The 12,171-nt window shown below is 72.6% G+C and carries 9 protein-coding genes; 6 read left to right on the forward strand and 3 right to left on the reverse strand.

What is annotated here, in order from left to right; translation table 11 throughout:
• The first annotated feature begins 85 nt into the window (after positions 1-85).
• From ACZ6TV_RS29505 to ACZ6TV_RS29525, 5 genes are all read left to right on the forward strand, one after another.
• Positions 86-505, forward strand: coding sequence for a carbohydrate-binding protein (locus ACZ6TV_RS29505; protein WP_465300545.1), 420 nt, complete (start codon positions 86-88; stop codon positions 503-505).
• A gap of 119 nt (positions 506-624) precedes the next feature.
• Positions 625-1,809, forward strand: coding sequence for a sensor histidine kinase (locus ACZ6TV_RS29510; RefSeq protein WP_465300546.1), 1,185 nt, complete (start codon positions 625-627; stop codon positions 1,807-1,809).
• Positions 1,806-2,456 (forward strand): LuxR C-terminal-related transcriptional regulator, encoded by a 651-nt coding sequence (locus ACZ6TV_RS29515; RefSeq protein ID WP_465300547.1) that lies wholly within the window; start codon positions 1,806-1,808, stop codon positions 2,454-2,456. Before ACZ6TV_RS29510 ends, ACZ6TV_RS29515 begins: the two co-directional genes overlap by 4 nt.
• A 155-nt stretch (positions 2,457-2,611) precedes the next feature.
• Positions 2,612-8,893, forward strand: a complete 6,282-nt coding sequence (locus ACZ6TV_RS29520) for an RHS repeat domain-containing protein (RefSeq protein ID WP_465300548.1) — start codon at positions 2,612-2,614, stop codon at positions 8,891-8,893.
• A 10-nt stretch (positions 8,894-8,903) separates the two neighbouring features.
• Complete coding sequence (locus ACZ6TV_RS29525) at positions 8,904-9,374, forward strand: hypothetical protein (protein ID WP_465300549.1); 471 nt, start codon at positions 8,904-8,906, stop codon at positions 9,372-9,374.
• 3 nt (positions 9,375-9,377) lie between these two features.
• Here the strand turns inward: ACZ6TV_RS29525 and ACZ6TV_RS29530 are convergent, their stop codons facing one another.
• Complete coding sequence (locus tag ACZ6TV_RS29530; RefSeq protein WP_465300550.1) at positions 9,378-9,833, reverse strand: DUF1707 and DUF4190 domain-containing protein; 456 nt, start codon at positions 9,831-9,833, stop codon at positions 9,378-9,380.
• Positions 9,834-9,887: 54 nt separating this feature from the next.
• On the opposite strand from ACZ6TV_RS29530, the gene ACZ6TV_RS29535 reads away from it, so the two are divergent.
• A complete protein-coding gene (locus ACZ6TV_RS29535; RefSeq protein ID WP_465300551.1) occupies positions 9,888-10,436 on the forward strand; it encodes an HD domain-containing protein in 549 nt (182 codons plus the stop codon).
• Here ACZ6TV_RS29535 and ACZ6TV_RS29540 read toward each other — a convergent pair.
• Together ACZ6TV_RS29540 and ACZ6TV_RS29545 are read right to left on the reverse strand one after the other, a co-directional pair.
• Positions 10,417-11,145, reverse strand: a complete 729-nt coding sequence (locus ACZ6TV_RS29540; protein ID WP_465300552.1) for a YaaA family protein — start codon at positions 11,143-11,145, stop codon at positions 10,417-10,419. The genes ACZ6TV_RS29535 and ACZ6TV_RS29540 overlap by 20 nt on opposite strands.
• 21 nt (positions 11,146-11,166) lie before the next feature.
• A complete protein-coding gene (locus tag ACZ6TV_RS29545; RefSeq protein WP_465300553.1) occupies positions 11,167-12,054 on the reverse strand; it encodes a sigma-70 family RNA polymerase sigma factor in 888 nt (295 codons plus the stop codon).
• Positions 12,055-12,171 lie beyond the last annotated feature (117 nt).

Genomic DNA, 12,171 nt, shown 5'->3' on the forward strand with positions numbered 1-12,171 from the left:
TCCCCTCCTCCTCCCCCCCCCCCCCCCCCCCCCCCCCCCCCCCCCCCCCCCCCCCCCCCCCCCCCCCCCCCCCCCACCGCCGGTCGTGCGGGGCTCGGCGAGCGTCCCCGGCAGCAGCGCGCCGGCGAGCTTCACGCCGATCGTGGTGGAGGCCGAGGACCCGGGCAACCGGTTGACCGGCGGCGCCGGTGTGACCGCGTGCGGGACCTGCCACGGCGGCGCCCGGGTCCGCTACCTGTGCTTCACCTGCGCTCTGGAGGTGCGGGCGGTCCTGCCGGTGGCCGGGTCGCGGACGGTGACCGTCGGGTACGAGGTCGACGGCCCGCGCTCGGTGAAGGTCAAGGTCAACGGCGGGGCGCCGCGCACGTTCCAGGTGACCGGCCCGGCGTGGACCGTGCCCCGGTCGTTCCGGTTCACGGCCGAGCTGCCCGCCGGTGAGCTGCGGCTGACGTTCTACAACGACGACACCCCGGCGCCCGACCTCGACGTGGTCACGATCACGTAGCGCAGTGCCGTCTTAGCCGCGGCTGAAATCCGCCTGAAGCGCGCGGTCCGGGTTCGGCGGCGGGGCCGGCGGCAAGTAGCGTGCGGGTCAGGGACGGGCACGGCACAGGCGGGTGATGGATGCGATCGGCGGGCCGGGAGGTCGCCGCGGCGGCGTTGACCCGTGCGGCGCTCATCGCGCGCGCCGCGGCCACCATGGGCGCGGCCGCCGCCGGGCTGCTGCTGGTCGACGACCCGGGCCCGGTGCTCGCGGCCCTCGTCCTCGTCGCCGTCGCCACCGCCGCCCAGCTCGGCGCGCTGGCCCGGTGGCCGGGCCTGGTCGCCCGGCCGGCCGCGGTCGTCGCCGCCGACTTCGCCCTGGTGTTCGCGGTCCTCGCGGTGAGCCGCGGCGGCATCGCGTATTTCTGCTTCGCCGCCGGCGCGGGCGGGCTCGCCGGGGTGGTGCTCGGCATGCGAGCGCTGCCGGTGTGGGTCGCGCACGCGGCGGTCAGCTTCGCGGTCGCCGCCGAGGTGCTGCGCCGCTCCGCGCCGCCGGCCGAGATCGCCGCGTTCGTCGTGGCGTTCCCGATGGCCGGCGCGCTGGCGGGACTCGGCGCGGTCGTCGCGACCACGGCCCTGACCCGGCACCTGGAGCTGTCCACGAGGCTCCTCGTCGCCGCGCAGCGCTCGGCGGCCGCGGACGAACGCGCCCGGCTCGCCCGGGAGCTGCACGACTCGGTGAGCAAGACGCTGCGCGGCGTGTCCCTGGCCGCCCTGGCGCTGCCGTCGTCGCTGCGCCGCCAGCCGGCACTCGCCGAGCACCTCGCCACGACGGTCGCCGCCGGCGCGTCCGCGGCCGCCCGGCAGGCGCGGGAGCTGCTGGAGGAGATGCGCCTGGACGTGCCGGACCGCGACTTCGCCACGAGCGTCGAGCAGCTCTGCGACGTGTGGGCGGCGGCGACCGGCGTCGCGGTGCGGACCGAGGTCAGCGACGTCCAGCCGCCGGTCATGGTGTGTTACGAGCTGACCAGGATCCTGCGCGAGGCCCTCGCCAACGTGGCCAGGCACGCGGACGCCCGGCGGGTCGTCGTGCGGCTCGCCCCGACCCGGCGCGGGGTCCTGCTCGAGGTCACCGACGACGGCGCGGGCTTCGTCGTCCCGGCCGACCTGTCCCGCCTGCAGTCCGCGAACCACTTCGGCATCGTCGGCATGGCGGAGCGGGCCCGCACGGTCGGCGGCCGGCTGCGCCTGGACTCGGTCCCCGGCGGCGGCAGCACCGTCGCCGTCCACGTGCCGCTCACCCCCACCGTCGTGGCGGTGCCGTGACGGCCGCGGCCATCGGCGTGCTCGTCGTCGACGACAACCCCGTCGTGCGGGCCGCGGTCGGCGGCATCATCGCCGGCGACGACGCGCTCCGGGTCGTCGCCGAGGCCACCAACGGCCGTGAGGCCCTGGACACCGCCCGCCGTCTCCGCCCGGCCGTCACCCTGCTGGACCACCGCATGCCGATCGCCGACGGGCTGTCCGTGATCGGCGGGCTCGCGCGGTACACCACCGTGCTCGTCCTCACCAGCGACGACCATCCGGACCTGATCCGCGCCATGCTCCACCACGGCGCCCGGGGCTACCTGGTGCACGGCGAGTTCGACCCGGCCGAGCTGCTGCGCGCGGTGCACGAGGTGGCGCGGGGACGTGGCTGGCTGTCCCCGGTCGCCGCGTCGGTCGCCGCGTCCGCGGTCCGCTCCCAGCTCACCCGCGAGCACGTCCAGGACCGCGCCCGGTCCGGGTTCGGGCTCACCGAACGGGAGGAGGACGTGATGGCCCTGCTGTGCCAGGGCCTGTCCAACGCGTCGATCGCCCGGCAGCTGCTCCTCACGGAGAAGACGGTGAAGAACCACCTCAACCACGTCTTCGCCAAGCTCCACGTCCAGAACCGCACCGAGGCCGTCGTCCGCTGGACCACCCCCGCCTGAACTCCGGCGTCTCTGGTCCGGCTTTCAGCCGGTTCACGGCTTGCCTGGGGATAGGTCCGTCCGGGCGCATGGTGCAATCCATGATCGACGATGGGTCGATTCTGTCGGAGTCGTGTGCGACCGTACCCCCGCGAACCAAACGGGGAGGTATCGCGATGGCCGGGCTTCGGCGTGCGCTGGTGCTGTTGTTGTTGGCTTCGACGGTCGTCGCGGGGGTGTCGGGCGACCTCGGAAGGCGGGCGGAGCCCGTCACGCCGTTCGCGGGGCCGGCGGTGCACGGGGTGTTCGACGTGCCGCAGGGTGAGCATCCGGCGGGCGGCAACGCGCTGGCGGTGTATCGGCCCGGCGCGACCGCCTGGCCGAGGGCCGCGGCCGCGACCGTGGACGTCTCCTCGTCGCCGCGCCGGGCCGGCACCGCGCCGGTGTGGGTGCAGGCGGGCGACGCGACGTCGCGGGTGTCGCAGGTGGCGGTGCAGGTGCTCGATCACGAGCGGGCGGTCGCCGCCGGGGTCAGCGGGGTGCTGCTGACGGTCACGCCGACCAGCGGCGCGGCGGCCGCGGCGCAGGGCGACGGCACGGTCCGGGTCGGGCTGGACTATCGCGGGTTCGCGCAGGCCAACGGCGGGGACTTCGGGGCGCGGCTGCGGCTGGTGGCGATGCCGGGGTGCGCGTTGAGCACGCCCGAGCTGGCCGAGTGCCGGCAGCGCACGGACCTGGCCTCGGCCAACCGGGTGGCGGACGGTGACGTGTCGGCCCAGGTGCGGTTGCGGGCGGGCGCCGCGACGGTGCTCGCGGCGACGACGTCCGGCGGGTCCGACGGTGGTGAGCCGCGGGGGTCGTTCACCGCGAGCGCGCTGAGCCCGTCGGGCACGTGGGCGGGCGGGTCGAGCTCGGGGGCGTTCACCTACTCGTATCCGATCGACCTGCCGGCGGCGCCGTCGAAGCTGGTGCCGGAGGTCGGCCTCAGCTACAGCTCGGCGGCGGTCGACGGGCGGACGGCGGCGACCGGTGCCCAGGCGAACTGGCTCGGCGACGGCTGGTCGACGCCGGAGTCCTATGTGGAGCAGACATTCGCGTCGTGCTCCGACAGCCCTGGCGGGTCGCCGGCGCCGGTCGCCACGGCCGACGCGTGCTTCGCCGGGCCGGTCATGACGCTGTCGCTCAACGGCGCGTCGACCACGCTGGTGTGGGACGCCGGCGCGTCGGTGTGGAAGCCGAAGCGCGACGACGGTTCGGTCGTCAGGCACGTCACCACCGGCGGCGACTACTGGACCGTGACGACGCGGGACGGGACGCTGTACCAGTTCGGGCGCAACCAGCTGCCGGGGTGGAGCGCCGGCAAGCCGGTCACGAACTCGGTCAGCACCCAGCCGGTCTACGCGACGCGCGCCGGCGAGCCCTGCTACAGCGCGACGTTCTCCGCGTCGGTGTGCCCGAGCCAGCCCTACCGGTGGAGCCTCGACTACGTCACCGACGTGCACGGCAACGCCATGGCGTACTACTACAAGCAGGACGTCAACAACTACGCCGCGTTCAACGGGGCGACGAAGCGTTCCTACGTGCGCGACACCTACCTGGACCACATCGACTACGGGTTCAAGGACGGCGGTGCGTATGGCACCCCGCCGGACCGGGTGGTGTTCGGCACCGCCGAGCGGTGCGTCACCGGGCCGTGCACCCCGCTGAACGCGAGCACCAGGGCCAACTGGCCCGACGTGCCCTACGACCTGATCTGCACCGGCTCGGCGGCGTGCGTGTCGTGGGCGCCGGCGTTCTTCTCCACGGTGCGGCTGACGTCGATCACGACCCAGCAGTACTCGACGGCGACGAGCGAGTACAAACCGGTGGACACGTATGCGTTCACGCACACGATGCCGCCGCCGGGTGACGGGATGCCGGCGACGCTGTGGCTGCGCACGATCGTCCGCACCGCGTCCGACCTGTCCGGCGGCGGCTCCACCGCGGCGGTCACGCTGCCGCCGGTCACGTTCGACAGCGTGTCGCTGGCCAACCGCACCGACACCAGCAGCCTGCCGTCGTACTACCGGCTGCGGATCAACCAGATCAAGACGGAGACGGGCGCGGTGATCGCGCCGACGTACGAGCTGGCCAACCCGTGCACCACCCCGGTGACGGTCAGCCCGGCCGCCAACACCACGTCGTGCTATCCGGTGTCGTGGCAGCCCAGCGGGTATGCCCAGCCGATCCTCGACTGGTTCAACAAGTGGGTCGTGACGAAGGTGGTCCAGACCGACCGGCCGCTGGGGCAGCCGGCGCTCGCGACGAGCTACAGGTACACCGGCGGCGCCGCGTGGCACTACGACGACAACGAGGTCGTGAAGGCGAAGTACCGCACGTACGGGCAGTTCCGCGGGTACGGCGACGTGCAGACCCTCACCGGTGACGGGGTCAACGACCCGCGGACCCAGTCCCGCACCACCTACCACCGCGGGATGTCGAACAACAACAACACCGTCGCGGTCACGCTCACCGACTCGGCCGGCGGCACCCACGACGACACCGACCAGCTCGCCGGGCGGGTGCTGGAGTCCACGACGTACCGGGGCGACGGCGGCCCGGTGGAGAAGTCGACGATCAACGCCTACTGGATCTCCGCCGCCACCGCGACGCGCACCAGGACCGGGCTGCCCGCGCTGACGGCGAACCGGGTCGAGGTCGCCGAGACGTACGCCCGGCAGGCGGTCACCAGCACGTCGCCGGCGACCTGGCGCTACACGCAGACCGACAACACCTACGACGCCACGGCGTCCTCGGCGACGTTCGGGCTGCTGCGGCACTCCTACACGCACTCGGTCCCGGCGGCCGCCGCCTACGACCGGTGCGTCACGCACACGTACGCGCCGGTCAACACGGCGAAGAACCTGGTCGGCCTGGTCGCCTCGACGGAGGTCGACGCCGTCGCCTGCGGCGGTTACACCGCGGGCGCGAAACCGTCGGTCCCGGCCGCGTTCAACACACTGACGGCGCCGCCGTCGGTGTCCCGGCCGGCGCAGGTGGTGTCCTACACCCGCAGCTTCTACGACGACGAGACCTTCGCGGCCACGTTCCCGCAGGTCACCGCGCCCGCCAAGGGCAACGTGACGATGATCCAGGACGCCACGACGCACAGCGGCGGCGCGTTCACGATGCTGACCCGCGGCCGGCAGACGTTCGACGGCAACGGCCGGACGGTCGACTCGTACGACGGCAACGGCAACCGCACGACCACGGCGTACACGGCGAACAGCATCGGGCTGACCACCGGCACGACCGTGGCCAACCAGCTCGGGCACGACACCGTGACCACGTTCGCGACGCCGCGGGGGCTGCCGCTCACCGTGACCGACGCCAACGACGTGGTGACCACCTCGCGGTACGACGCGCTCGGCCGGATCACCGCGGGCTGGCTCGCGTCGCGGACCACGGCGCAGCCCGCCGACTTCACGTTCGGCTACGACCTGTCCGCGGCGGGCCCGCTCGCGGTCACGACGAAGAAGATGAACGACTCGCTCGGCTACGCCACCACCGTCGTCATCTACGACGCGCTGCTGCGCGAACGGCAGACCCAGGCGGACACGCCCCAGTCCGGGCGGTTGGTCACCGACACGTTCTACGACAGCCGCGGCTGGGCGTCGTCGAAGTACAACGGCTGGTGGGACCCGGACACCCTGCCCGGCACGGCCCTCGCCTCGGCGGCCGACCTGCACCGGCAGGTGCCGAGCCAGAACCTCTACACGTACGACGGGCTCGGCCGGGTGGTGCGCGACGTCAGCGCCAAGGACGGGCTGGAGGTGTCGAGGACCACGACGGTGTACAACGGCGACCGCACCACCGTCGTCCCGCCGGCCGGCGGCGTGGTCAGGACCACCGTCGTCGACCAGGTCGGCCGGACCGTCGAGCTCGACGAGTACTCCGCCGCACCCACCCTGTCGGTCCCGGCGAACACGTTCACCGGCACGTTCGGCGTCTCCGGCGGCACGAAGGTCGCGACCACGTACGGCTTCGACAGCCACGGTTACGCGGCCGTCACCACCGGGGCCGACGGCACGTCGTGGACCGACACCATGGACCTGCTCGGCCGGATGACCGCACGGGACGACCCCGACGCCGGCGACTCGAGCGTGGTGTACGACGGCAACGGCAACGTGGTGCAGAGCACCGACGGCCGGGGGAAGACGACGTCGTCCACCTTCGACGCCCTCAACCGCAGGACCGGGTGGTATGCCGCCACGCAGGCCGGTCAGAGCCCGGCGAACCAGCTCGCGTCGTGGGTGTTCGACAACTCCGACAACGCGCTGCCCGGCATGACGTACCCGATCGGCCGGCTGACCACCAGCAAGAGCTTCCGCGGCACCGACGTGTACACGAAACAGTCGCGGGGCTTCACGATCTTCGGCGGGTCGAAGGGTGAGCAGTACACGATCCCCGCGTCCGAGGGGGGTCTCGCCGGCACGTACCTGTTCCAGCACGCGTACTCGACGAACACCGGCCTGCTGCTCAGGGACGTCTACCCGAGCGCCAAGGGCCTGCCCGCCGAGACCGTCAACCACGGCTACAGCGGCGTGCTCGACCTGCCGAACACGCTCGGCGGGCTCACCGGCTACGGCGACGGCACCACGTACGACGCCACCGGCCGCGTCACGCAGGTGCTGCTCGGCGCGCAGCCCAGCACCGCGACCCTGGTCAACGGCTGGGACCCGCACACGGGACGGCTCAAGACGCAGACGGTCACCCGGGCGGTGGCGACGCCGCACGACGTGGACACCGAGGCCTACGACTACGACCTCGCCGGGAACCTGACCCGGCAGGTCAGCACGAGGTTCGGCGCGGGCACGGCGACCGAGACGCAGTGCTTCGGCTACGACGGGCTGGCCCGGCTGACGAAGGCGTGGACGGCGACCGACAACTGCGCGGTCTCCCCCACCACCGGCAACCGCGCGATGGTCGGCGACAGCCTCGGCGCGGCCAGCGCCTACTGGACCGGCTGGACCTTCGACGCGATGGGCAGCCGGCAGAGCCAGGTCCAGTACAGCACCACCGGCGGCGCGGACGTCACCACCGGCTCGACGTACAACGGCGCGGGCACCGGCCAGCCGCACACGCTGACCGCGGCCGGCACGAGCACCTTCTCCTACGACGCGGCGGGCAACATGACCGGCCGCAACGCCGGGCAGGGCAACCAGACCCTGGTCTGGAACGACGCCGGTCAGCTCACCGCGGTCACCGGCGGCACCGCCGGGCCCACGAGCTTCGTCTACGACGCCGACGGCAACCTGCTGCTGCAGAAGGACCCGGGGACCACGACGCTGTACTTCCCGGGACAGCAGCACGTGCTGAACACCGGCACCCAGGCGGTCACCGGCGTGCGGTACTACCAGCTCGCCGGCAGCTGCGTCGCGCTGCGGACCGGCAGCTCCGCCGGTTCGGTCACGTTCCAGGTCACGGACCCGCACGGCACGCCGGTGCTGTACCTGGACTCGACGGCGCAGGTGCCGACGTGGCGGCAGAGCACCCCGTTCGGCGCGCCCCGCGGCGCCGTCTCGACCTGGCCGGACAACCGGGGCTTCCTGGGCAAGCCGACCAGCGGCGCGACCGGGCTGACGGTGATCGGCGCCCGCAGCTACGACCCGCAGGCCGGCCGGTTCGTCTCCCGTGACCCGGTGTTCGTGCCGAGCGACCCGCAGAGCCTCAACGGGTACACGTACTCGGCGAACAACCCGACGTCGGCGAGCGACCCGAGCGGGCGCAAGCACGAGTGGGACGAGCCGTGGCAGGGCCCGCCGCCGCCGACGTGCGTCATCAAGGCATCGAAGCTGTGCCTGACCGAGGACGACATCCAGGAGAACCACCCGAAGGGCAGCGACAAGCGCAAGACCAGCAGCCTGCGCAAGGGCAACATCAGCAACCACAGCACCAGGTGGGGCATCGACTACGCGGAGACCCACGGCGCCTCGGACTGCCAGCGCAGCGGTGGCGGCCAGATCGTCTGCTGGGACGTCGACACCCCCACCGGGGACGTGACGACGATCGGCGACGTGATGCTCTACCCGTACGATCGGACGACCTACAACAACAGGCGGACCGAGCAGAAGAACAAGCGTGACGAACTGACCAAGAAGTTCGGCGCCTGGTACGCCGACCAGTACGGCCCGGATCTGCTGCGGCACGAGGCGGTGCACTCCGACCAGTACACCCGCTATCCCATGGCCGAGGCGTTCATGCTCGACTACGCGTGGGAGTCGCTGCAGTCCTTCGACCGCTACGGCAATGCGTGGGAGGGCAACGGCTTCGAGATCGAGGCGAACCTCTACTGGGGCCACTACCTCAACACCGACGACAACCCTCCCGGCTTCGAGATCATGGCCCCGTGTCCGCTCAACGACCCGGCGTGCATGGCGCACCGGCCGCAGCGGCCGTCCGGCGGGGTCCCGGTCTAGGCTGGCCGCGATGAGACGTCTTCGACACGTGTTGATGTCGGTGCTGCTCCTGGCGACCACCGCGGTCGCCGGGTGCACGCCCCGCGAGATCTTCCTGGCCGCCATGGCCTGGAGCGACGGGCGGCCTGCGATCGTCCTCGCCCCGTGCAAGGGCAGCAAGGTCACCCGCGTGTCGCTGTTCGAGGCGACCGGCGCGTCGTGGGAGGTCGCGAACGAGGGCGGGGTCGACTACGCCGAGTTCCCGCTCTTCACCACCCCGGACGGGTGGACGCAGACGCAGGCCGGGCTGCGGGAGCTGAGCGACGACCGCACCTATGTCGCCGGCGGGAAGATCGTCGGCAGGTCCCCGGTCGCCGGGGTCGAGTTCACCCCGCCGCAGCTGCGGGACCTCGGCCCCGACGAGGTGCTCGCCAAGCCCGGCAAGAAGGCGGAGAAGATGACCAGGGCGGCGTACCGCAAGTTCGCCCGCGACGCCTGCTGACGGTCAGCTCACGGCGGCGACGTAGATGGTGAAGGCGATCGTCAGCAGCAGGCCGGCGATGCCGCAGATGAGGCCGGCCAGGGCCAGGCCGGGCTGGCGGCCGGCGCCGCGGGTCGCCCTGTGCAGGCCGAGGCTGCCGAACACGATCCCGCCGAGCCCCAGGACGGCGCTGACCGGGATGCAGAACACCATCAGCAGGGACAGGATGCCGAGGACCAGGGCCAGGGTCGGCCAGACCGGGTCCTGCTGCGACTTGGCGGGGGGCGCGGCGACCGGCAGCGGCGGCAGGTCTCGGACGACGCGCAACAGCTCGCCCCAGGTGCGGGCCGCGTAGACGTGCCGGGTCCGCGCGTCGAACTCGGACAGCGTCAGCCGGCCCTCGCCGAGCGCGGTGCTGAGGTGCGCGACGACAGCCTCGCGATCGGCGTCCGATGCCCGGAACGACGGCGACGGGTGCATGCTTCCGACCGTACCGCCACAGGTCAACGACCGAGGGTGACAGCATGGGGCGGCATGTGGGTGCCTTCGGAGGATGAGATCCGCGCGCTGCACGAGCGGCACGCGCCGGACCGGGCCGCGTTCGACCTGGTGTGGACGCACTGCGGCATCGTGTGGCGGATCGCCGAGCGGTTGCTCGGGCAGGAGCACGACCCGGAGCTCGTCAAGGCCGGCTGTCTGCTGCACGACATCGGCGTGTACCGGCTGCGCGAGGGTGAGCACTACATCCGGCACGGGGTGCTGGGCCACGAGCTGCTGCGCGAGGAGGGCCTGCCGGAGGCCCTGTGCCGGTTCGGCTCCTGCCACACCGGGGTGGGGCTCACCCGCGACGACATCACCCGGCAGGGGCTGCCGATCCCGCCCGGCGACTACGTCGCGGTGAGCGAGGAGGAGCGCCTCGTCATGTACGCCGACAAGTTCCACAGCAAGAGCAGCCCGCCGAGGTTCCTGACCGCCGAGGAGTACCGGGGCGCCGTCGCGCGGTTCGGCGAGGGCAAGGTGGCGCTGTTCGACGCGATGGTCGGCCGGTACGGCGAGCCGGACCTCACAGCGATTCGACCGTGACGTCCAGCTCGTGCGGGGTCCGGGCGGCGACGGTGTAGCCGAGGTCGCGCAGCGCGCCGGCGAGCGCGGCCGGGGTGCGCGGGCGGGCGCCCGCGAGCAGCAGCGCCCGCACGATCCGGCCCTTGGTGGCCTTGTTGAAGTGGCTGACGACCTTGCCGCCGTGCAGGACCCGGACGGTGACGGCGTTGCGCGGCGTCCACATCGGCAGGTACGCCGAGGACCGCAGGTCCAGCACGAGCTTGTCCCCGGCGAGCTCGTCGAGCACCGGCGGCAGCGCCGAGCGCCAGTGCGCGGTGAGGACGCCCGCGGCCGGCAGCCGCACGCCGATCGAGCAGCGGTAGGGCGGGATCCGGTCGGCGGGGCGGACGGCTCCCCACAGCCCGGAGAAGATCAGCAGTGACGACCGCGCCCGGGCGGGCAGCGACGCCAGGTCGAGCGCGTCGTAGAGGACCCCGGTGTAGAGCGCGGCCGCCGGCAGCGTGGGCGAGGACCACAGCACGGCGTTACGGGCGGCCTCGGGAGCGAGGCCCGGCGTCAGACCCAGGACGGTCAGCGCCGCCTCGGGGTCGGTGCTCAGCTTCACCAGGTCGTCGAGCACCGCCGTCCGCGCCTCGGACAGCGCCGGGAACGACAGCTTCTCCAGGGCGAGCGAAGCGCCGCGGCGCGGGGCGGCGGCCTTCCCCTCGGACGGTGGCAGCAGGATCAGCACCGCCCGAGGGTACAAGCTGTCCTAGGCGTGCCGGCCCGACTGCACGAACGGCATGCCGTGGTGGTTCGTCTGCGCCAACCGGCTGTTGAGGTTGCCCGCGTTGGCGATCTTGTCGTGGTACGCCTCGCGGCGGCGGGCGACGCAGCCCGTCGGTTTGTCGCTGATCGAGACGAGATCCGGGTCGAGGTGCGTGTTGAGCCCGTCGCGCAGCAGCATGAGCGCCTCGGCGCGCAGCTGGGACACCCGCGACTCGGTGACGCCGAGGTCGTGGGCGATCTCCATCATGGGGCGCTCCTGGAAGAAGTACCCCTTGACGACCTTGCCGAGCCGTTCGGGCAGCGCCTCGACGGCGTTGTGCAGGTAGCCGATCCGCTCCCGGTGCAGGATCAGGTCCTCCGGGCCGGCGGCCCGTTCCGGCACCATGTCCTCGGCGCTGCCGGCCGCGAACCCCTGCAGCGACAGCACCGCCGCCCGTTGCACGTCGTCGTCGATCGACTGGAGCTCGTCGACGCTGACGCCGAGCGCCTCCGCGAGCTCATGGTTGGTCGGGGTGCGTCCGAGCGCCGCGGTCAGCTCCTGTTGCATCGCGTCCGCCTGCCTGGCCCTGGCCCGCACGGATCGGCTCGCCCAGTCCAGTCCCCGCAGCTCGTCGAGGATCGCGCCGCGGATGCGGGTCGTGGCGAAGCTGCCGAACGGGATGCCCCGGCTCGGGTCGAACGCCTTCGCGGCGCCGGCCAGGGCCGCCATGCCCGCGGACACCAGGTCCTCGCGGCTGACGTGGGCGGGCAGTCGGCCGAGCGTCTGGCGCACCAGATGCCCGACGAGTGGCAGGTGCTCGCGGATCAGGTCCTCGAGCTCGCGGCCTTCCAACTGGACCTTGAGCGTGGCACCCTCAAGGGTCGCTGTCATCGGTTCCCCCTCGTGTCTGTGGTGAACCCCGTGCAGGCGGTCCACCTGCTGACACGAAGAACTTTCGACTACGAAGGGTGCTGGCACCGTCACTTTCGGGTGCCTTTTGGTTGCGAG

Source organism: Dactylosporangium sp. NPDC051087 (assembly GCF_055586325.1).

Coding starts and splice junctions, on each gene's coding strand:
- ACZ6TV_RS29520 (WP_465300548.1), top strand. CDS start 2,612: ATGGCCGGGCTTCGGCGTGCGCTGGTGCTGTTGTTGTTGGCTTCGACG.
- ACZ6TV_RS29530 (WP_465300550.1), bottom strand. CDS start 9,833: ATGCACCCGTCGCCGTCGTTCCGGGCATCGGACGCCGATCGCGAGGCT.
- ACZ6TV_RS29545 (WP_465300553.1), bottom strand. CDS start 12,054: ATGACAGCGACCCTTGAGGGTGCCACGCTCAAGGTCCAGTTGGAAGGC.
- ACZ6TV_RS29510 (WP_465300546.1), top strand. CDS start 625: ATGCGATCGGCGGGCCGGGAGGTCGCCGCGGCGGCGTTGACCCGTGCG.
- ACZ6TV_RS29525 (WP_465300549.1), top strand. CDS start 8,904: ATGAGACGTCTTCGACACGTGTTGATGTCGGTGCTGCTCCTGGCGACC.
- ACZ6TV_RS29535 (WP_465300551.1), top strand. CDS start 9,888: ATGTGGGTGCCTTCGGAGGATGAGATCCGCGCGCTGCACGAGCGGCAC.